This is a genomic window from Polynucleobacter rarus, assembly GCF_003072505.1.
In the GTDB taxonomy this organism is placed as follows: domain Bacteria; phylum Pseudomonadota; class Gammaproteobacteria; order Burkholderiales; family Burkholderiaceae; genus Polynucleobacter; species Polynucleobacter rarus.
Genome location: NZ_NTGB01000001.1, coordinates 2,218,658 through 2,240,131, shown reverse-complemented (window position 1 = coordinate 2,240,131; position 21,474 = coordinate 2,218,658). Strand labels below are relative to the sequence as shown.

At 40.8% G+C, this 21,474-nt stretch carries 21 protein-coding genes; 14 read left to right on the top strand and 7 right to left on the bottom strand.

Features of this window, described 5'->3' with window-relative positions; translation table 11 throughout:
• Positions 1 to 92: 92 nt before the first annotated feature.
• The 7 genes from xerD to AOC35_RS10625 all read left to right on the top strand — a co-directional run bounded on the left by xerD (position 93) and on the right by AOC35_RS10625 (position 5,703).
• Positions 93 to 1,046, top strand: a complete 954-nt coding sequence (xerD, locus tag AOC35_RS10655) for a site-specific tyrosine recombinase XerD (RefSeq protein WP_108647065.1) — start codon at positions 93 to 95, stop codon at positions 1,044 to 1,046.
• 17 nt (positions 1,047 to 1,063) lie between these two features.
• Entirely contained in the window at positions 1,064 to 1,678 is a 615-nt protein-coding gene (gene plsY / locus AOC35_RS10650; protein ID WP_108648808.1) for a glycerol-3-phosphate 1-O-acyltransferase PlsY, read from the top strand.
• Between the two features lie 188 nt (positions 1,679 to 1,866).
• On the top strand, positions 1,867 to 2,628 hold the full coding sequence (gene folE, locus AOC35_RS10645; RefSeq protein ID WP_108648807.1) for a GTP cyclohydrolase I: 762 nt from the start codon (positions 1,867 to 1,869) through the stop codon (positions 2,626 to 2,628).
• Between the two features lie 200 nt (positions 2,629 to 2,828).
• Positions 2,829 to 3,137 (top strand): high-potential iron-sulfur protein, encoded by a 309-nt coding sequence (locus AOC35_RS10640; protein ID WP_108647064.1) that lies wholly within the window; start codon positions 2,829 to 2,831, stop codon positions 3,135 to 3,137.
• 231 nt (positions 3,138 to 3,368) lie between these two features.
• Complete coding sequence (locus AOC35_RS10635) at positions 3,369 to 4,343, top strand: magnesium and cobalt transport protein CorA (protein WP_108647063.1); 975 nt, start codon at positions 3,369 to 3,371, stop codon at positions 4,341 to 4,343.
• Positions 4,344 to 4,435: 92 nt separating this feature from the next.
• Positions 4,436 to 5,014 carry a carboxymuconolactone decarboxylase family protein gene (locus AOC35_RS10630; protein ID WP_245898484.1) on the top strand — a complete coding sequence of 193 codons (579 nt, stop codon included), beginning with the start codon at positions 4,436 to 4,438 and terminating at the stop codon, positions 5,012 to 5,014.
• An 8-nt stretch (positions 5,015 to 5,022) separates the two neighbouring features.
• On the top strand, positions 5,023 to 5,703 hold the full coding sequence (locus AOC35_RS10625; protein WP_108647061.1) for an FMN-binding negative transcriptional regulator: 681 nt from the start codon (positions 5,023 to 5,025) through the stop codon (positions 5,701 to 5,703).
• On the opposite strand, the gene AOC35_RS10620 is transcribed toward AOC35_RS10625, so the two are convergent.
• Positions 5,697 to 7,313, bottom strand: coding sequence for an MFS transporter (locus AOC35_RS10620; protein ID WP_342749906.1), 1,617 nt, complete (start codon positions 7,311 to 7,313; stop codon positions 5,697 to 5,699). The genes AOC35_RS10625 and AOC35_RS10620 overlap by 7 nt on opposite strands.
• A gap of 106 nt (positions 7,314 to 7,419) precedes the next feature.
• Between AOC35_RS10620 and AOC35_RS10615 the strand changes: the two genes are divergently transcribed.
• Positions 7,420 to 8,853 carry an amidase gene (locus AOC35_RS10615; protein WP_108648806.1) on the top strand — a complete coding sequence of 478 codons (1,434 nt, stop codon included), beginning with the start codon at positions 7,420 to 7,422 and terminating at the stop codon, positions 8,851 to 8,853.
• A gap of 75 nt (positions 8,854 to 8,928) precedes the next feature.
• Here the strand turns inward: AOC35_RS10615 and AOC35_RS10610 are convergent, their stop codons facing one another.
• From AOC35_RS10610 to AOC35_RS10600, 3 genes are all read right to left on the bottom strand, one after another.
• Positions 8,929 to 10,212 carry an MFS transporter gene (locus tag AOC35_RS10610; protein ID WP_108647059.1) on the bottom strand — a complete coding sequence of 428 codons (1,284 nt, stop codon included), beginning with the start codon at positions 10,210 to 10,212 and terminating at the stop codon, positions 8,929 to 8,931.
• 104 nt (positions 10,213 to 10,316) lie between these two features.
• The gene (locus tag AOC35_RS10605; RefSeq protein WP_108647058.1) at positions 10,317 to 11,303 is read right to left on the bottom strand and encodes a Bug family tripartite tricarboxylate transporter substrate binding protein; all 987 of its coding nucleotides are present in this window, start codon (positions 11,301 to 11,303) and stop codon (positions 10,317 to 10,319) included.
• 76 nt (positions 11,304 to 11,379) lie between these two features.
• Positions 11,380 to 12,504: an acyltransferase family protein gene (locus AOC35_RS10600; RefSeq protein ID WP_159077554.1), complete on the bottom strand. Its 1,125-nt coding sequence runs from the start codon at positions 12,502 to 12,504 to the stop codon at positions 11,380 to 11,382.
• A 154-nt stretch (positions 12,505 to 12,658) separates the two neighbouring features.
• On the opposite strand from AOC35_RS10600, the gene AOC35_RS10595 reads away from it, so the two are divergent.
• From AOC35_RS10595 to AOC35_RS10575, 5 genes are all read left to right on the top strand, one after another.
• Positions 12,659 to 13,198, top strand: a complete 540-nt coding sequence (locus AOC35_RS10595) for a cupin domain-containing protein (protein ID WP_108647056.1) — start codon at positions 12,659 to 12,661, stop codon at positions 13,196 to 13,198.
• Between the two features lie 105 nt (positions 13,199 to 13,303).
• On the top strand, positions 13,304 to 14,725 hold the full coding sequence (gene tcuA / locus AOC35_RS10590; RefSeq protein ID WP_108647055.1) for an FAD-dependent tricarballylate dehydrogenase TcuA: 1,422 nt from the start codon (positions 13,304 to 13,306) through the stop codon (positions 14,723 to 14,725).
• A complete protein-coding gene (tcuB, locus tag AOC35_RS10585) occupies positions 14,709 to 15,887 on the top strand; it encodes a tricarballylate utilization 4Fe-4S protein TcuB (RefSeq protein ID WP_108647054.1) in 1,179 nt (392 codons plus the stop codon). Before tcuA ends, tcuB begins: the two co-directional genes overlap by 17 nt.
• 219 nt (positions 15,888 to 16,106) lie before the next feature.
• Positions 16,107 to 16,847 carry a type IV toxin-antitoxin system AbiEi family antitoxin domain-containing protein gene (locus AOC35_RS10580; RefSeq protein ID WP_108647053.1) on the top strand — a complete coding sequence of 247 codons (741 nt, stop codon included), beginning with the start codon at positions 16,107 to 16,109 and terminating at the stop codon, positions 16,845 to 16,847.
• A complete protein-coding gene (locus tag AOC35_RS10575; RefSeq protein WP_108647052.1) occupies positions 16,844 to 17,770 on the top strand; it encodes a nucleotidyl transferase AbiEii/AbiGii toxin family protein in 927 nt (308 codons plus the stop codon). Before AOC35_RS10580 ends, AOC35_RS10575 begins: the two co-directional genes overlap by 4 nt.
• Before the next feature lie 170 nt (positions 17,771 to 17,940).
• On the opposite strand, the gene AOC35_RS10570 is transcribed toward AOC35_RS10575, so the two are convergent.
• On the bottom strand, positions 17,941 to 19,143 hold the full coding sequence (locus tag AOC35_RS10570; protein ID WP_108647051.1) for an ammonium transporter: 1,203 nt from the start codon (positions 19,141 to 19,143) through the stop codon (positions 17,941 to 17,943).
• Positions 19,144 to 19,262: 119 nt separating this feature from the next.
• Between AOC35_RS10570 and AOC35_RS10565 the strand changes: the two genes are divergently transcribed.
• On the top strand, positions 19,263 to 19,466 hold the full coding sequence (locus tag AOC35_RS10565) for a Fis family transcriptional regulator (RefSeq protein ID WP_108647050.1): 204 nt from the start codon (positions 19,263 to 19,265) through the stop codon (positions 19,464 to 19,466).
• 19 nt (positions 19,467 to 19,485) lie between these two features.
• Here AOC35_RS10565 and AOC35_RS10560 read toward each other — a convergent pair whose 3' ends face one another.
• Complete coding sequence (locus AOC35_RS10560; protein WP_108647049.1) at positions 19,486 to 20,454, bottom strand: D-2-hydroxyacid dehydrogenase family protein; 969 nt, start codon at positions 20,452 to 20,454, stop codon at positions 19,486 to 19,488.
• 292 nt (positions 20,455 to 20,746) lie between these two features.
• Positions 20,747 to 21,445 carry a nucleotidyl transferase AbiEii/AbiGii toxin family protein gene (locus AOC35_RS10555; RefSeq protein ID WP_211307508.1) on the bottom strand — a complete coding sequence of 233 codons (699 nt, stop codon included), beginning with the start codon at positions 21,443 to 21,445 and terminating at the stop codon, positions 20,747 to 20,749.
• Positions 21,446 to 21,474 lie beyond the last annotated feature (29 nt).

Here is a 21,474-nt window from a genome sequence, read left to right as displayed (position 1 = left end):
GCTCGCCCAAAAAAGGGTTCGTGCAGTCTATTTAAGTCTAGTTATTTAATTTTTTTGTTTATTTTTAAGTTCAATTTGAAAATACCGCGGTGATGACTAACGAAGCAATCCATCCATCCATTTCAACTAAAAATGATCATTCAATCATTTTAAGGCATAGTCTGGATGAGATATCTTATTTCATTGATTCCTTGTGGTTAGAAAATGGCTTGTCTAAAAATACCTTAGACGCGTATCGAAGCGATTTGGAGATTTTTGCCAACTGGCTGAATACGACTTATCAAAAGTCGATTCTAGAAACGACTCAGGTCGAGATCACTGCTTTTATGGCAGCTAAACGGGCGGACAAAGCAAGTTCCGCTAATCGTCGTTTAACGGTATTTAAACGTTTTTTCAGGTTTTGTATTCGCCAAAATAAGTTAACAGACGATCCTTGTCTATATCTTCGTCAAGCCAAACAACTCATGCGTTTACCAGTGAGTCTGTCAGAAAAGCAAATTGAAAATTTATTACTTGCCCCTAATGTGGAAGAGCCATTGGGATTGCGTGATCGTGCGATGTTAGAGCTGATGTATGCCAGTGGACTGCGTGTCTCAGAAATTATTATGATTAAATTTCTACATCTAAGGTTAGGCGAAGGGGTCTTACATATTTTGAGTGGTAAAGGTAATAAAGAACGTTTAGTGCCGTTTGGCGCACAAGCAGCGCATTGGATTCAACGATATGTAGACGAGGCGCGAGCCAGTATCTTAGGTAATCAAACCAGTGACTATTTATTTGTAGGGAGATACACTGGGGAGCATCTATCTCGTCAAGCATTTTGGTACATGATTAAGCGTTATGCCATTATCGCTGGCATCGAAGGCCACCTATCGCCTCATACCCTAAGACATGCTTTTGCTACCCATTTATTAAATCACGGTGCTGATTTACGGGTAGTACAGTTATTATTAGGTCATGCCGATATTTCTACTACGCAAATTTATACTCATGTGGCACGAGAGAGACTTAAAAATATTCATCAACATCACCACCCAAGAGGGTAGTTTTTATGACAACAGAAATGCAAACATTGTTTTTATCCGCCGCCTTAATTTTAGGGGCTTATTTGCTCGGCTCTATTTCCTTCGCAGTCGTCGTTAGTAAATGTATGCAATTGCCAGATCCACATAGTTATGGCTCCGGCAATCCAGGGGCAACCAATGTTTTAAGAACCGGTAATAAAAAAGCCGCCATCCTGACTTTATTGGGTGACTCATTAAAAGGACTCGTTGCAGTCGTCCTTGCTCGTTATTTTTTACAAAATAGTTCACAAGCAGATTGGGCTTTACCAGCAGTCATTGTGGCCGTATTTGTTGGGCATCTTTATCCAATTTTTTATGGTTTTAAAGGCGGTAAAGGAGTTGCTACTGCCTGTGGCATTTTATTCGGTGTGAACTTTATTTTAGGTATAGCGACACTATCAACCTGGTTGATTATTGCGTTTTTCTTTCGGTATTCTTCCCTAGCTGCCCTCGCAGCAGCAGTCTTTGCGCCGTTTTACGCCGCATTATTATTTGGTTTTGCACCGATTTGTACTGCTATTTTGTTGGTTGGAGTATTGCTCACTTTGCGTCATCGCAAAAATATCATGAATTTACTCAATGGCACAGAGTCGAAGATTGGCTCTAAAAAATGAGGCTTTATGTTCTATTTCAGAACTCTTTAGGGTCTCATTAGTGAGTTTTTGTCTTGCTCTGAAAGATTCTTCAATTACTGATAAAGTCATAACTCAGCAGAATACTAGGAAGAAAAGACTGAGTAATATCCGATGAGCCAAAAGCAAGGGCTTGTTAATTGCAAGTTAATAAACAAAATTTAAACAATATGACGACAAAATCAAGCAAAAAAGCACCATCTAAAGCATTAACTAAAGTGTCAGCTAAAGAGTCAACTAAAGAATCAATTGGTGTGCCAGTATCTGTAAAAATCCGAGAAAAGTTATTAAAAGCAAAACAACGGTTTCATGCGAATGATAATATTGCCGAATTTCTAGAGCCTGGTGATCAAGACCTTCTGTTGGCTGAGGTTGCAGAAAAAATGAAGGGTGTTTTGGAGAGTTTAGTGATTGACACCGTAAGTGACCATAACACCCAAGATACCGCAAGACGAGTCGCGAAAATGTTTTTGAAAGAAGTCTTTGCAGGGCGTTATCAAGAAATGCCACCGATTACCGAATTCCCAAATGTCTCACATCTCAATGAATTAATGGTCATCGGCCCGATTACCGTCAGAAGCGCCTGTTCCCATCATTTGTGCCCAATCATGGGTAAAGTTTGGATTGGGGTATTGCCGAACAAAGAGAGTAATTTGATCGGTTTGTCTAAGTATTCTCGTACTGCAGAATGGATTATGAGTCGCCCACAAATTCAGGAAGAAGCAGTGATTCAGTTGGCAGATCTTTTAGAAGAAAAAATTAAGCCAATTGGTTTAGCAGTGGTGATGGATGCAGATCATTTCTGTATGCAGTGGCGTGGTGTGAAGGATGCCGAATCAAAAATGCTCAACAGTGTCATGCGAGGCCTCTTTTTGAAAGACTTTAACTTGCGTCGTGAATTCCTATCTTTCCTCGGCAGTCGCTATAAATAAGCCGAACTTCATTGAGTAGAGTTTGAGTTTATCAGGGATGAAAATCCCTGAAGCAAGGGTTTACACTCATCTAAAATTAATTGAGAATCATTATCATTTAAAAGTCTATTTAAATCAAATGGTTACGATTAAAAAAACAGAGTTAAATATTTCTATTATCCTTACATTGTTGTCTAATTTAAATCTGAAAGGGAACTCTAATGAAAGCAAGTCGTCGCCAATTTATTATTTTGTCTGCAACTGGTTTAGCTGCTGCTACAGCAGGTCAAACATTCGCTGCTGATCCAATGGTCGCTGAAACAGATCCCCAAGCTGTAGGACTTGGTTATAAAGCGGATAGTACTAAAGTTGATAAAGCAAAATATCCAAAACACGTTGCTACTCAAGTTTGTGGCGGCTGCGCATTGTATAAAGGCGCTGCTGGATCTGCTGCTGGTGGATGTCAAATTTTCGCTGGTAAGCAAGTTTCTAGCAAAGGCTGGTGTAGTGCATTCGCTGCAAAGGCGTAATCACTGATTTGAATTTAAATACTGGCCTGGGTTCGAAGTAATTCTAACTTTAGCCTAGTCTTTATCTAAAGGGAGTCCACATAATGGACTCTCTTTTTTTTGTGAATGACTACGACTTTATTCGCCTTATCTAGGAATATTTAGATCAGATTCATAAAAAAATCGATAAGTCTAAAAAAATCATCTTAATTATTAGTTAAACTCTGAATAATTGAATTCAAAGGGGCTTTCATGTTAATAAATTGCGTTGCATATGAAAAGGGTTACAAAATTGCAGAAATGCCAATTGATCAAATCAGTGATTATTTAGCAAAACCTGGAGTTTTTGTTTGGGTTGCGCTATTTGAACCCAATGCAGAAGAACTTTCTGTGATGCAAGAGGAGTTTAATTTACATGATTTGGCTATTCTAGACGTGCTGCATGGTCATCAACGCCCTAAAACAGAAGAATATGGTGATGTGATTTTTTCAGTAGTACAAATGGTTACGATGCAAGCGAATCAGAGTTTAAAAGTAGGTGAGTTAGATATTTTTACAGGGCCCAACTTTATTCTTTCTATTCGTTCCCGCAGTGATAAACCACTCTTGGGAGTTCGCGCTAGGTGTGAACAAGACCCCCATTTACTTGCCCTAGGGCCCGCTTATGTTTTGTACGCCTTAGTAGATTATGTTGTCGACGAATACTTTGAAGTGCAGGAAGATTTGCAGTCAGAATTGGAAGAGATTGAAGCAGATATCTTTATAAAAAGTAAAGGCCGCCAAAATATTGAACGACTTTATTACTTAAAACAAAAGGTTTCTACTTTGAAGCACGCATGCGTGCCGCTCAGAGAAAAATTTGGGCACTTTAATGGTGGCAGAATCCCAGTGGTTCTTGCACAGGCGCATTTAAATGAATACTTCAGAGATCTAAATGATCACTTAGCAAGGATCATTGATTTATTAGAATCCATTGAAGATTCGATTTCAATGACTGTGCAGGTGAATTTATCCTTAGTGACCATTGATGAAGGTGAGATTACCAAGCGCTTAGCGGCGTGGGCGGGGATTTTTGGACTCGCTACCAGTTTTGCAGGTATTTGGGGGATGAACTTTGAAAAGATGCCAGAACTGCAATGGCAATTTGGCTATCCAATGGCATTATTCACTATTTTTGGTGGGTGCTCTTTGTTGTTTTGGCGCTTTAAGAAAATTAAGTGGCTATGAGTTGAGACTATGGGTAATAACTAGGAGTTCTTGAGAGGTGGTTAAAGTCACGCTGGTTTCTTTTGATAAGATAGACTGATATCAATGAAAAAATGAAGAATAATACAATGAGCCAACCAAAACGATTTCCCCAAATTACTCTTGAACAACTTGACCCCGCTGCACGGGATCTAGGTAAAGAAATTTTAGCTATCTCGAGTGTGGGTTTAGGCGGACCCTATAACGTCATGTTGAGAAGTCCAGTATTTGCTCAGCGGATGAAAAGTTTATTGGATTATCTACGCTTTAACTCATCTTTATCGACACGGATTAATGAATTTGCAATATTGATTCAGGCTAGGCTTTGGACTTCTCAAGTTGAATGGTACGCCCATTATCCATTGGCCTTAAAGGCGGGCCTAGCCCAGTCAGTCGCAGATGACTTGAAAGCGAATATACGCCCAAGAAATATGCAAGCAGACGAGGCAATTGCTTACGATGTTTGTATGCAGATGTGCGCCGATCATCAAATTAGCGATGCCTTATTTGCACAAGCAAAGGAAATTCTAGGTGAGCAACAATTAGTCGATTTAATCGCCGTCACGGGCACCTATGTGACGGTCGCGATGTTACTCAGCCTTGGTGAAGAGCCGATTCCGGAAGGCAAACCGCTACCGTTTCCAGAGAAATAAATTGAATCATGTACCTACCTAAACTTTTTGCGCAAAAGGATATGGGGCTATTACAAGCCCATATTCTAAAGTATCCTTTTGGTACGCTAGCAACTGCGATTGGTGGCATACCGCAAATGAATCATTTACCTTTTTACTTTGACATTGCAAGTAACTGCCTGCAAGCCCACATACCCAAAGTAAATCCCTTGTATGCGCAAGTGCAGGCGTGGTTAAAGGATCCAGTTAATTCTCAAGACTTACCGGTACTGATTGCTTTTCAGGGGCCAGATGCTTACATTACTCCAAGTTGGTACCCGTCTAAACTCGAACATGGCAAGGTGGTTCCTACTTGGAATTATGCGGTTGTGCATGCAAAGGGTAGACTCAAGTTGCAAGAGGACAAAGATTGGTTAACACATCATTTAACAAACCTTACCAATCAACAAGAATCGAGGAGAAACTCTACTTGGGAAATGACCGATGCGCCCGAGGATTATACGGACGGCATGATGCGCGTTTTGTGTGGCCTAGAAATTACGGTTGATGAATTAGTTGGCAAGTATAAAGTGAGTCAAAATCGAGAGAAGCAGGACCAAGCTGGGGTCCTTCAGCATTTAGAGCAAAGTGAGGATTGGCAAGATCGGCAGTTAGCCAACTTAACGACTCAGACTATCAACCACTCCAATAAGCCGAAGACCGATTATTGATGAAGTGGGGCGGCAACGCGACGAGTAACTATAGGGGGCTTATTGCCCAAATGAAAGGCAAATCGTTCTTCTTGTAAATTGAGGTCATTGGTCGTGAAACGGTCAAAGCGCCTTAAGTAATCTGCCCAGGTTTCAAAAATAAAATACTCAAGACACTTGCCCTCTTGTTCGGCATCTTCAAAAAAGCTCCAGGAAACAGCACCTTGGCGTAAGCGAGCATCTCTTGCCTTTTTCATCACGATTTGAAACTCAAACATTTGTTTTGGATCGATTTGGTACTCGACAGAAATCATGACTGGTCCAACATCATGGTCAATATCACGATCAGGCATGGGGTGTTCAATTGGACAAACGGGAGTGAGGTCTTCTTCTGAACCACCTTCTAACTTCAAGTGATTGGAAAATAAGACAGAGATAATACCCACCACAGAACCAGTAATGACAGCAGTGGTAACAGAGGTATGTTCAGCGAGATAGCCCCAAAGTCCTGCTCCTAAAGCACTACCTCCCATGAGAGCCATTTGGAAAATAGACATACCTCGTGCGCGAATCCAACTCGGCAAAGCTAACTGAGCAGAAATCGATATCGAGTTGGCGGTAATAATCCAAGAAGCGCCACTGAGCATCATAATTGGCGCAGAAAACCAAACATTGGGAGCTAATACAACGCCAATGGAGGTTAATGCTTGCAGAATCTGACCAAAAGAAACCAATTGATTACGGTCATAACGATGCCGCAGTTTTGGTAGTTGGGAAGCGGATAAAATCGCCCCGATGCCTAAACAAGAGAGCATGATCGTAAAGGTTTGGGCATTGCCGTTAAAGTGATCTTTTGCAATCACTGGTAACAAAGCGAGAAGCGCTGAGGATTGCACAAAAAATAAAAAAATACGAATCAGCACAGCCTTCATCCTCATGGAGGATCTAACGTACTGGATACCTACCCGCATCGCCCCAAAAAAACGCTCACCCGGTAATGATGAAATATTCGCTTGATATTTCCAGCGCATAATTAAAACGGTACACCCTAAAGACAGAATCATATTAAGGGCAAAGACGTATTCGGTGCCAGCACTAGCAATTAAAGCACCCGCCATTAAAGGCCCAATAATCCGAGAAGCGTTCATCGCTACTGCATTGAGTGCGAGGGCGGCCGGTAACTGCTCTCGGCGAACTAGATCTGGCACAATCGCGGCAAAAACGGGCCAACGCATTGCTAGTCCAATACCATTGGTGAATGTTAAAAAAAGCAGTAATGAAGCATTTAAAGAATTCGTGAAGGTTAAAAAACACAGCAAAGCTGCGTTCAGAGCAATCCAAATTTGGGTGATTACAAAATATTTTTTTCGGTTAAAAATATCAGCAAATGCACCACTTGGAATACCTAATAGGAAGACTGGTAAGTTTGATGCAGTTTGGATTAAGGCGACTAAAGTTGGCGAACTAGACAATGAGGTCATCATCCAAGAAGCGGCTACATCATTCATCCACATACAAATATTGGACGTCATCCAAGCCAACCAAAGCATAAAAAATACTTGGTATTTTAATGGCATCCACCAACGCTCTTGTTTAGTAACGTTGGTTGAGGGGTGATGGTTTGGGTTCAATTTGGAATTAAGGAGATATATTTGTAGCTCTATTTTAATGTTTATCAATAATTATGTTAAAAATGATAAGAATTTCATTCAATTAACTGCATTCGACCTACCATTTATGTCTATACATTCCCTTACTCAACTCAGTGCAAAAGTTCTTTCGGCGCAAATTGCGAATAAGTCTATTTCTTGCCTTGAGGTCATGCAGGCCTATCTAGCGCAGATTCAAGCGTTTAATCCAAAATTCAATGCTATCGTTTCGATGGTGGCAGAAGAAGATTTATTGCGACAAGCTCAAGAAAAAGATCAAGAGTTAGCCCGTGGTCAATACCATGGTGTATTGCATGGACTGCCCATGGCTCCGAAAGATTTAACAGCGACCTACGGAATTGCGACGACTTTGGGCTCGCCTCTATTAAAAAATCAAACGCAATTGCCAGACTCCATTATGGTGGAGCGTTTGCGGCGTAGTGGCGCCATCCTCATTGGTAAAACCAATGTCCCAGAGTTTGGTTTAGGTTCTCATACTTACAATCAGGTCTTTGGTACAACGCTGAATGCCTATGATTTGAGTAAGTCAGCAGGCGGTAGTAGTGGCGGAGCCGCAGTGAGTTTGGCGTTAAATATGTTGCCACTAGCTGACGGTAGTGATTTTGGTGGTTCACTTCGCAACCCAGCCGCTTGGAATAATGTTTATGGACTGCGGCCTTCTAGAGGCAGAGTCCCAGCCCAAAGCCCGGAGCTCTTTTACGATCATTTTTCTACTGAAGGACCCATGGCGCGTAATGTTCAAGATTTAGCGATGTTGTTATCCGTTCAAGCGGGTTATGATGCCCGTGCCCCTTTATCTTTAAATGAAGATCCGACCACCTTTAACCAGAATTTGGACGCTGTGCTGAAGGGTAAAAAAATTGCCTGGTTAGGCGACTATCAGAATTATCTACCAATGGAAGAGGGATTGCTGGATGCGCTAGAAGCCTCATTTTCATACTTCAAGGATCTTCAAGTTGAAGTTGTGCCAGCTAAGGTGAATTATTCTTTAGAGCAGTTGTGGGAATGTTGGTCAGTAATAAGGCCTTTTATTGCGGGTGGAAAACTCGGTAGTCTATATCAAGTAGAACCGAATCGCGGGCAGATGAAACCAGAAGCAATATGGGAAATTGAACAGTCTCAAAAGTATTCAGCGCAAGATGTTTACGCCGCTTCGGTAAAGCGCTCTGCCTGGTACAAGGCGATGATGCAATTATTTGAAAGTCATGATTACTTACTATTACCCGCGTCCCAAGTAATGCCATTTGACGCGCAAATGGACTGGCCTAAAAATATCGCCGGCTGTGCGATGGATACCTATCACCGTTGGATGGAAGTGGTAATAGGTCCCACGATGGCTGGCTTGCCAGTACTGGCGATTCCGGCTGGCACCTTTAAGGGCTTACCGATTGGCTTGCAGTTAATTGGCAAACCGCAAGGTGAATTAGCTTTGCTACAGTTAGGCTATGCTTGGCAACAAGTAACCCCTTACTTACAACAGCGCCCAAACGTACTTAGTTAATTACTGAGTTAAATACTCAGTAAAGTAATTAGTTAAGCGTCTGAACGAATGATGGTTACTGAAGTTTGACGAAGCTTATGGCTTAGGAGTCATGGCACTAAATAGTTTGTTGCGATAAAGTAAGTAAATAATCACAGCCATCAAAGATAAGGTTGCTAAACCCAAGGAGAAATGGATACCAATCCAACCCCCTACCACGCCAACTGTCACACCAGAACCAATGCGCAGTCCCATGGAGGCCATGTTATACAAACCAATCACGCGACCACGCAGCGCCATCGGTGCATTGGTTTGCACAATCGACTGGGCCATGGAGTTAAATGACAATTCAAAAAAACCACACATAAAGAGTAATAGGATTGCAAAGACGTAATTGCCGTTGACTGCAAAACTGAACAAGGTGGCACACCACGCTAAAGCAAGTAAAAGTGCCGTTCTAGGATGAGGTTTTAACAAGCCACGACTCTCTGATAAGATACCAGCAAAGAGTGCGCCACCAGCGTCAGCAGCAAGTAACAGACTATATAAAACGCCTGGGTCACCATGCCCAAGACCTTCTGCAAAGCCAGGCATTTGAGACTGATAGCTATTACCGACCAGCAAGGATGTAAATGAACATAATAAGATCATGACGGCAATCGGCTTGATTGGCTTCACATCTTTAATCGTTTGAATAATATCGGAGAGACCTTTAACCGCTCTTTTCATGGGGGGCTCACCTGTACGATATTTTGGACCATAAGGGGCACTCATTAGCCAAATCAAAGCCGGTAAATAAATCAAGATATTCCACAAAAGTCCATATTTAGGGCCAGCTGTCAGCATCAGAAAACCACCAACCGCAGGACCGATTAATAATCCTAAGTAACGGCCTGTCGCAAGAATTCGGATGGCACTGGGCAGAGTTTGAGTATCCACAATGTCATACAACAAAATTTGACTGATGATGAGCCAAAATACTCCAGAAAAGCCGTGCAAAACGAGGAGTGTCATGGCACTCCATACTTCGACGGTGTCGGTAATAAATAAATAAGCCCAACCAGCTGAGCAAATAATAAATAAGCAGACCCCAATTTGAATGAGTCTTCTCGGATCGAAACGATCGGCTAGGGCCCCTGCGGGAACAGAGAACAATAAAAAGGGCAGCCAGTGTGAAAAGACAGCAAATCCGGCTAATTCTGGGGAATGAAATTTCTGAAAAATCATCCAATAACTGATGACATGCTCCACATTGTCCGCCATCATGACGAGCATAAAGGTCAGCAAATGCCACCGAAATCCTGGGATTTTGAGTGCGTTGAGTGAGAGTTTTGTTGGCGTGGCTGGCGGAACTGCTGGAGGAGTAGAGGCTGTATTCATTGAAATAGTTTAGCTGATTTATGTAATCAATCAGTGAATTCAAAAGACCTCACTCAGTAGCATCGGCACATTCATAGGGAAGGAAGGATAGGCAGTGTAAAATATTATTCTGGCTTAATGTTTTTTGATTTGATGATCTTAGCCATTTTTATCACTTCATCATTTAAAAATTTAGCCGTGTCTGTTGGATTGCTCCCTACACCTTCGAGGCCGAGTGCATCAAAGCGCGCTTTAATATCTGGAGAGTTCACCGCTTTCTGAGTTTCGAGAGCAACGCGTTGCACAATCTCTCTCGGAGTTCCCGCGGTAGTGAGAATCATCGACCAAGTAGAGGACTCAATATCCGGACCACCAGCCTCAATCATTGTAGGAACTTCACTAGCTCCAGGAATACGTTTATTTGACATCACCGCAATCGCTCTAATACGGCCATTACGAACCTGGGGCATGAGAGTTGGTGCTGTATCGATGAATACCTGAATATTATTTCCAATTAAATCTTGTAAGGCTAAAGCGGATCCTTTGTAAGGGGCATGCACCATATCTATATCTGCCGTTAATTTGAGGAGTTCGGTTGCCATATGCGCCGCTGCACCAATACCGGATGAGCCGTAGGTAATTTTGCCAGGATTGGCTTTGGCATAAGCAATTAATTCTTTGACATCCTTCACCGGTAGATTGTTATTGACGGTAATTAATAAAGGTGTAATTCCAATCAAACTCACCGGCGTGAGACTTTTTAAAGGATCGAAATTAAGATTACCAGCGTAAAGAGTAGGGTTTACCGAGTGGGCAGCAAGCACGGTGACGAAGTTGTAACCATCGGGCTGTGATTTAGCTACAAACTCCGAACCAATCAAAGCATTGGCACCAGGTTTGTTGTCAATGATGATGGTCCAACCGGTATTTTCAGCAATTTTTTTTGTAATAATTCGGGTCGATGTATCACTAAGCCCACCAGGCGCATAAGGTACAACCCAGCGAATGGGTTTATTGGGCCAACTTTTATCATCATTATTTTGTGCAAATAGAGGAGTGCTGTTTAGAAGGAGAATGGAGACAGCAACGGACGTCAATATATTTTTAAGCACGGAAACCTCTTAAATAAGGATGGAAAAAAGACACTTCTATCTGAATCGAACTAGCGAAGATTTGCAATAGGGAATATTACTGCTTTTTGAAGATTAACTGTTTAAATCCCCTAATTTTTTGAGTCCAAAGATTCACACTAGCTATCGCTGGACTTTCAATCCATCTAAAAGTAAAACAACATATAGTGATTAAGATCGGAGTAATAATGAAAATAACGCCAATGTATTCGGAGGGACTGAGTTGTTGTGCGCGATCCATACCAATGATAAATTTCATGGTGCAATAGAGAACCAATGGGTGTAAGAGATAAATACTGAATGAAATATCTCCTAAACGCCGCATTGGGCGAGCAGATAATAAGCCGAATAAGTCATTACCAGCAACGATTAAGGTAAAAGCGGTGAATAAACATAGTTGCGCTTCCCAATCTAAGGGATTTAGGGATAATAAGATTGGTAATGAACAACTCGTAATGATGACAAGACTAGCAATGGGGTGATTAGCGAAAGATTGAACGAATCTCAATTGATATAAATAAACGCTGAGCATGCCTAAAAAAAATGGTAAATAAATACGATTTTTACCTGCCAAAATGATGCCAAGAATTATTATTAAATAAAACACCTTAGGTACTTTGATACGATAAAGTAGACCCCAAATAGGTAATAAAAAGTAAAAGCACCATTCATAAGGTAAAGTCCAAACGACTCCTGCAAAAATCCTCATCGCATCGACGCCATTTAACTCTTGTAAGCTTAGTAAACCAAAAAATAGCCAATGAATAGCGTTTTCTCGAAGTTCAGAAATTTCGTCTATTAAGGTGAAGTTGGTCTCATAAGCGACAAAACCAAACATCATGAAAACAGCAAAAAGATAGAGGGGGGCGATTCTTAAAAAACGTGACACATACAAACGTAGCCAATCAAAATCTTTAGAGTTGGCATTGCTGGTAATTTTAGAAAAAAATAAGAAGGCGGTAATCATGAAAAAAAACAAAACCGATCCAGTCCCAAAGTAATAAAAGAGATAAGTCGGAGGACTTTGCCAAACACCGTTTTGAATGTAAAAGTACCAAATCATTGCGTGATGCAAAAATACAAAGCTGGCTAATAATCCTCGTAAACCATCCAAGGATTGCAAATGATTCTTCGATAAAGTGGATTGATGTAGATCCGGTTTGGTAGTTGTTGTAGTAAGCAACTTATCCCAGAAGAATAAAGTTCCAACAGCTATTGAGAGGAGAGCTATAGTAAGTAGATGGATATAAAGCATAAATTCTTACAACGATTAGAAATGAAATTAGTTTGATGATATTCTATTTACATAATGACTATCGATTGAAGGCTTTTCCAACATGACGACAATAAATAACGAAACTCCTGCTGAAACCGATTGGAAACATGACGGTGTGCGCGTGGTACCTGGTAATCAACTTGATACCAATACTGCTCAAACCCCAGGTATGAATCGTGCTGCTGCGATTAACTTAGCCCGCGTTGGCGCACAAAAATTATGGGCCGGCACTGTCACGATTCATCCGAATGCCAAAACTGGCGCCCATCATCACGGTGCGTTGGAAAGTGTCATCTATATTGTGAAGGGAAAAGCCAGAATGCGCTGGGGCGATCAGTTACAGTTCACCGCAGAAGCAAGTGCTGGGGATTTTATTTACGTACCGCCTTATGTGCCTCACCAAGAAATCAATGCCAGCACAGATGAGAGTTTAGAGTGCGTGCTAGTTAGAAGTGATAATGATGCAGTGGTGGTGAATTTAGATATCCCTCCTGTCGAAGTTCCAGAGAATGTTTATTGGGTGGATCCCACCCATCAACACCCCCATGATCACCCTCATTCCCATGATCACGACCATGATCATCCGCACGATACCAAATAACTCAAAATAGCCACTCTCAAAAAATAAATCGCTAAAAAATCGTTTATCCGTTAAATGTTAAAATTAATCAATTGATTAATAAAGTAAATACAACACGGAAGAATTATGGTTGATGTTCTAGTGGTGGGTGGTGGTAATGCAGCACTTTGTGCTGCAATTACCGCAAGAGAAGCGGGCGCCTCGGTAATGCTCTTAGAATCAGCACCGCCGGAGTGGCGCGGTGGTAATTCGGTGCACACTCGTAATTTACGTTGTATGCATGATGCCCCGCAAGACGTTCTAGTTGAAGCTTATCCTGAAGAAGAATACTGGCAAGATTTATTAAAAGTAACGGGTGGCTTGACCAATGAAAAGTTGGCACGCATCATCATTAGAGGGACCGCTACTGTGCGACCTTGGATGAAAAAGCATGGTGTACATTTTCAGGCTTCTTTATCAGGTACTTTGCATGTAGCGAGAACCAATGCCTTCTTTTTGGGTGGTGGCAAAGCCCTCGTAAACGCTTTTTATCGTAGCGCAGAAAAGTTAGGTATTCAGATTCGTTATCAATCCCCTGTGAAGTCGATTGATTTAGATGGCACAGAGTTTAAAGCAGTTATTTTAGAAAGTGGCGAGCGCATTGAAGCGAAGGTCTGTGTTCTCGCCTGTGGTGGTTTTGAGTCAAATCGTGAATGGTTGCGTGAAGCCTGGGGCCAAAACCCAAATGGCGAGTGGCCGGCCGATAATTTCTTAATCCGTGGCACGAAATTTAATCGCGGCGATATTCTCAAGTTCTTGCTTGATGCTGGTGCTGATTCGATTGGTGATCCAACACAGGGACACTGCGTAGCGATTGATGCACGCTCACCTTTGTATGATGGCGGTATTTGTACCCGTTTAGATTGTGTCTCTTTGGGCGTGGTAGTCAATCAATTCGCTAAACGTTTTTATGATGAGGGTGAAGATTTTTGGCCGAAGCGTTATGCTATTTGGGGACGTTTAGTTGCTCTTCAACAAGGCCAAATTGCCTATTCTATTATTGATTCGAAAGCCATTGGTCGTTTTATGCCGCCGGTCTTTCCAGCAATCAAGGGTAATTCAATTGAAGAAATTGCCGCGCAAATAAATTTAGATCCAGTCGTCTTGAGAGCCACGATTGATGAATATAACAAGGCTTGTAAAGTAGGCACTTTTGATCATAATGTCTTGGATGATTGCCATACTGAAGGTGCTAATCCTGAAAAGACGCACTGGGCATTGCCAATTGATCAAGGACCTTTCTACGCCTATCCGCTTCGCCCAGGTATTACTTTTACTTATCTAGGTTTAAAGACGGATGAAACGGTCGCGGTATTCTTCGATGGTAAACCTAGCTCGAATTTATTTGCGGCTGGAGAAATCGTGGCAGGTAATGTACTCGGTAAAGGGTATACCGCTGGTATTGGTATGTCGATCGGAACAATTTTTGGTAGGATGGCAGGTCAAAGTGCGGCGCGTGCATTAAACCTAGCAATTAATAAAGAGGATGAATATGCAAGTGCAGAGTAACCCAACGTCAACCAGTCCGAACTTAGGCGGATTGATCGCAGAAGCTTCAAGACTTGCACAGGGTAGTGAAAACGTAGCAGAAGTGCATCGTGTATTACAGATATGTAATGCCTGTAGATATTGCGAAGGCTTTTGTGCAACCTTTCAGTCCATGACGAGACGGCTTGATTTTGATGTAAAAGACATTCACTTTATGGCCAATTTGTGCCATAACTGCGGTGCTTGTTTACACGCCTGTCAATATGCTCCCCCAAATGAATTTGGGGTCAATATTCCGCAAGCCATGGCGAAGGTTCGCTTAGAAACCTATACCGAATTTGCTTGGCCAAGACCCCTCGGAGTCCTGTACAAAAAGGCTGGATTATCTTTGTCTTTAATTATATCAATTGCGATTGGGATTTTTTTAATTGCACTCATGCAAGTCAATCAAAGTTTGTGGACTAGCTCACCTGACGGTAACTTTTATGCAATCTTCCCGCACAATACCTTAGCACTGACCTTTGGTGTTGTTTTTGTTGCGATGGTATTTTGTTTGGGGATGGGAGTGAAGAACTTTTGGGGAGAAATCTCCACCGATCCAATCCCACCAAAAGCAACGGTAGATGCACTGCGTGATACTTTGACGCTGAAGAATTTAGGTGGTGGTCATCAAGCGGGTTGTAACGAGTCCGATGATGCTTTCTCACTAGCGCGTAGACATTTGCACCATGCCACTTTCTATGGTTTTATGTTGTGTTTTGCTGCGACCAGTGTTGCCACTTTATTTCATTATTTATTAGGTTGGGAAGCGCCGTATTCTTACACAAGTTTGCCGGTGATCCTTGGGACGCTTGGCGGTATTGGTTTAATCGTCGGTCCTGTTGGACTTCTTTATCTCAATCTTAAACGCCATCCACTTCACGGTGATGCTGCGCAAAAGCCCATGGACCGCGGATTTATCGCGTTACTCTTGATGATCAGTGTTACAGGTCTTGGTTTATTAGCTCTGCGCGAAACGCAATATATGGGGATTTTGTTAGCCTTGCATTTGGGCTTTGTCATGGGCTTTTTCTTGATGATGCCTTACGGTAAATTTGCCCACGGTATTTATCGCTCAGCATCTTTACTTAAGAATGCAGTTGAAGTACGTTTGGGTAAGAAAATGAGTGTTGGCTCAGAGTAATGAAAAAACAATTGCTTGAATCTATGTCTGAATAACATGATTGTATGTAAGCTCTAGGCCTCTTTTCAGAGGCCTTAGAAATCTTGTAACTTACAACACAATTACTTGTTTGAAATAATTCAAGAAATAAGCTTTAAAGTAGGTTTTAAGGAAATATTTCAAACAATTTCTTTTTTTAGGGTTGCATTTGTTTGAAATATTTGCGATAGTTATCTTCAAATGCGATTTTCAGAAAATATTTCAATCAAATCCCTATTGAGTAAACTTGACTGGGATACGCCCTATAGCGCAAGTGACTTGCAGGCTATGGGACTACATCCGTCCGCAGCAACTCGACTAGCTCATGCAGGCTGGCTTAAAAGACTGGGTAGAGGCGTCTATCAGGTACCAAATGCAAAACTAGATATGAATAAAGCTTTAACGCTTCTTGCGCTTGACGTTCCAGAATTACATGTCGGTGGAAAAACAGCGTTAGCTTGGCGTGGAACTCGTCACAATCTAGCGTTTCAAGAGAGGATAAATCTTTGGGGAAATAAAGCCGGGCAACTACCGAAGTGGTTTACGGAGCACTTTAATGTTACCTATCAGTCCACAAATATCTTTGACAACAAATTACCCAAGGGATTTGGTCTTGCACCTTTGCCGGGAGGAAATCAAAAAGTCATGGTGTCTGTTCCTGAAAGGGCAATTTTGGAACTTTTCAGCGATACAGGTAAACTTCAATCGCTGGAAGAGACAATGAATTTAGCAGAAAGTGTTCATCAATTACGTCCCGAAATTTTAGAAACCTTATTAGCCCATTCAACGAGAGTTAAAGTTGTTAGATTGGCAAAAATTGTCGCAGAAGACCTTGAGTTACCTTGGTTAGAAATTGCAAAAATACACAATGATCGACTCGGTAGTTCAAGTCGTTGGATTGCTGTTACCCGTGATAAAAAAATTATTCGTTTAAAAAAATGAACGCAACTTACGTACAAACTGTTAACTTGTTATTGGATATTGCGCCCACAGTATTCCAAACTTCTAGATTTGCGATGAAAGGTGGAACAGCGCTGAATCTGTTCGTCCAGGATCTACCGAGGTTGTCAGTTGATATAGATGTTGTATTTCTTGATCACAAGACAGATCGAGAAACTGCACTTGATGAAATTTCCCAAGAACTCAAGCGCATTGAGTCAACTATCATAGGAATGGGTTATTTAGCAAAGATTAGAAAAATAAATAGTGGCGATGAAGTAAAAATTATCATATCTAGCCCAGTGGCAGAAGTCAAAATAGAGGTTAATTTTGTTTTTCGAGGAACGGTACTTCCAATACAAACTCTTGGCCTATCGACAAAAACTCAAGAATTATTTTCAAGAAATATCCAACTACCAATTCTTTCTCCATCTGAATTGTATGGAAGTAAATTGGTTGCAGCGATGGACAGACAGCATCCGCGTGATTTATTCGATGTGCTAAAAATGTATGAGAGTCACGGATTAACTTTAGAAATTTTAGATTGTTTTGTTGCCTATTTGGCTGGCCATAACAGACCAGTTCATGAGGTTTTGTTTTCGAACATTCAACCCATGGAAGAGACTTTTAAAAATGAATTCGTTGGGATGACCTCAGAACCAATTAGCTTAGAAGCGTTGAAAAATACTCAGAATAAACTTATGGGTGAACTCCCTCAGGCATTGACGACCAGCCATAAAAGTTTTTTACTATCATTAGTTACAGGGAATCCTGATTGGTCACTTATGCCATTCAATCATCTACAAGAAATGCCTGCTATCAAATGGAAGTTGAGGAATTTGAATAGTTTGAAGTTAAGAAACGCTTCGAAGTTCAAACTTCAGAAGAGTGAACTTGAACAACGATTTAGCAACTTTACCATTTAAACTCTAAAGAAGTAATAGAGATTCGATGATCTTGTTTTTCGATTGCTAAAAATTTCTATTATTCTTTTAGCAATGGATTAATTGGTGATAATGAGGCTAGGTAATGCAAAGCTTAAAAAAGATAATCTAGCGCAAATAATTAAATATTTACGCTAGATACCTCAAAAAACTTACCAGTTTGATTCACGATCCGGTGTTGATGCAATCCGGTGTACGCTTAAGTCAGCGCCTTCAAACTCTTCTTCTTGTGACAGACGAATACCGAGGAATACTTTTAGTGCACCATAGACAATCACTCCACCAGTGAGTGCAATGACTACGCCTAGTAAGCTACCAATTAGTTGTCCAGTAAAGGTCACACCACCCATTCCACCGAGTGCAGTGGTCCCAAATATTCCTGCAGCCAAACCACCCCAAAGGCCACATAGACCATGCAAGGGCCATACACCAAGAACATCATCAATCTTCCAGCGATTTTGTACTAAGGTGAACATGTAAACAAATAGGCCACCTGCAAATAGTCCAACAAATAAAGCGCCGAGTGGATGCATTAAATCAGATCCAGCACACACCGCTACTAAACCAGCTAAAGGACCGTTATAAGTAAAGCCAGGATCATTTTTACCTACTACCCAAGCAGCTAAAGTTCCGCCTACCATGGCCATGAGTGAATTCATGGCTACTAGGCCGCTTACTTTATCAATCGTTTGTGCGCTCATCACATTAAAACCAAACCAACCAACTGCTAAAGTCCATGCGCCTAATGCAAGGAAGGGAATGCTTGAAGGTGGATGCGCTGATACTTGTCCATCTTTGTTATAACGACCACGACGCGCGCCGAGAAGAATGATTGCTGGTAAAGCAATCCAGCCACCAACAGCGTGCACAACTACCGAGCCTGCAAAGTCATGAAACTCTTCGCCAGTAAATTCTTTGATCCACGCTTGAATGCCGTAATGTTGATTCCAGGCAATACCTTCAAAGAAAGGATATAAAAATCCCACCAAAATAAAGGTTGCGATTAACTGAGGATTAAATTTAGCTCTCTCCGCAATACCACCTGAAATAATGGCTGGAATCGCTGCTGCAAAAGTCAGCAAAAAGAAAAACTTCACGAGTTCGAAACCATTTTTCTGCGCTAAAATTTCTGTGCTTGAGAAAAAATCTACACCATAAGCAATGCTATATCCAATGAAGAAATAAGCGATGGTTGATATTGAAAAATCAACCAAGATTTTCATCAATGCATTGACTTGATTCTTTTTACGAACAGTTCCCAATTCTAGAAATGCAAAGCCTGCATGCATAGCAAGCACCATGATGGCACCTAGTAATATGAATAAAGTATCACTGCCTGTTTTTAAGTTTTCCATGTACTCATCCCTTTGATCTAATTGCATCATTATAGGGAATTAAAAACTTAAATCGGTGCGTTATGCACTAAAATAGTGCTTTATAACTTGATGAAATTTTGGAAAGTGTTATGGGTTAAATGAAATCAAAACATATTGGGTCAGCTTTTGATGAATGGCTGTATGAACAAGGTTTATTTAAAGAAGTCACTGCGGTGGCAATGAAAAAAGTGAATGCTTGGCAAATTCAAAAGGCCATGAATAATCAAAAAATTACAAAGACCTCGATGATAGTGAGCGATAGCCCTGCATCATTAAGTCGTTTAATTAATAAAGAAGATTGATTATTAACCTTTTAGATATTTAAAAACCACTTAAATCTTTTAAGTGATTAGTTTGACCATCCACGTATTTAAGAATATTCTCAAAAGCAGTCCCCAAATACGCCTCGTAGTTATCTTTTTCTACATAACCTAAATGCGGAGTGCATAGAGTATTTGGTAAATGGAGTAATGGATGTTTTGCATCTAAAACAGGTTCTAACTCTTGTTCATAAACGTCGATTGCAGCAAAACCAGGACGATTATTTTTGAGTGCCTCAACTAAAGCGCCTGGTTCGATGAGTTCTGCTCTACTGGTATTTACGAAAAGGCTAGTTGGTTTCATTAGCGCTAGATCAGTTGCTTTGATCATGCCACGGGTTTGAGCGTTTGAGCGGATGTGTACAGTCAAAATATCTGATCGACTGAAAAAATCTTCACGACTTTTGGCACTCTCATAGCCTAGTGAAGCAGCTTGCTGCAAGGATCCTTCTCTGCCCCAAACTAAAATATGCGCCCCAAAGGCTGCCATAATTTTTGCAACTTGCGTACCAATTTTCCCAAGTCCTAAGATACCAACCGTTTTACCCCGAATCTGTTCGCCAATAGAACCTTGCCATTGACCACTTTTGAGACGGTTTACTTCAGATACTAGATTTCTCTTGGCAGCAAGTATCAAAGCAATCGTTAATTCAGCGGTAGCTGCGCCAGATCCTTCACCTTCTCCAATGGCAATACCAGCAGCTTTACAAGCAGCTAAATCAATATGCGAATTCGCTTTACCGACTTGTGAAATCAGTTTGAGATTAGGTAGCTTATCAATCAATTCTTTTGTCATTCGTGTACGTTCACGAATCAGAACTAAAGCATCTGCCGATGCCAGAGCTGCAACTCTTTCATCTAAAGTCTTAAGGGGTTCATTAAGGATGATTACTTCATGGTCTTTTAATAAAGAAAAGCAATTGAGATGACGGACGCAGTCTTGGTAATCTTCAGGAATAATGATTTTCATAATAAGCCGTAAATAGGGTAAACATTAGTAAAAATTAATTCTTAAGCCATAAATATTTATGGGTTTATTTTCGCATGAATAATAAAGTGCTCAAATTGAATGATGAGGAATATTTTTAGTGAAATTAAATACCAAGTTTAATTTTTAATTGATCAAGCTGCTGTCCATACTTTTTGGGATTTTCAGACTTAAGTTTTTTTAGGTTTTGTATCTTCCACTTAATTGATGGGAAATCATTAAATGCATAGAGGTTCCAATTTGGGGTTAAGCTTTTTACACTGTATAAAAACTGTCAATCCTCCAATGTAAGTACTTCATTTATTGTGCTCAACAGTAATTCTCGGGTACTTAAAAAGTCCTCATAGGTAAAAAAAACAGAACTCATTCCCTCAAATTGGTTATCCAGAGCATTTCTTTGATCTAAGAGATTTGGTAATAAAACTTCATTAATCGGTGCGCTACTTGAAAGTAAGCCGTACAAAAAACCTTGTTTTATCTCAGGAGTAAAGCCGTCATTGTCTAATAAATATTTAACATCAAATAAATCTCTTGGATGTTGTCGATCTAATGCAGCACAAATTTTCCCGCCATAAAGTTGACCAGTCGAAACAACATTGACTTCTACAAATCGATTGAACTCAACTTGTGCTTTCTCGCAAAGAGGTAATTTTTGCGTGGGTGCAATTAAACCACGGCCCACTGGATTGACTTCAATCTTAATTTGAGCTTTTTGAGAAGAAGCAATTAATTTAAAGTTATTAACTTGATGTTGAACAGTAATATCTGAAATCTTTTCAATCTTATTTTTAATTCTTTGTAATCCGTTGTAAATTCCTAAGAGACTTTCTTCTCGGTTTTCAACCTTGCAATAGGTCAAATCAATATCAACAGAAAGTCTTGGAATATTTCTAATGAAAAGATTAATTGCAGTACCGCCATGTAGAGCAAAACATTCTTCTTGAGCCACAAAAGGAAGAACATCCAGTAACAATTCAACTTGATTTTGATAATTCTTTTTAA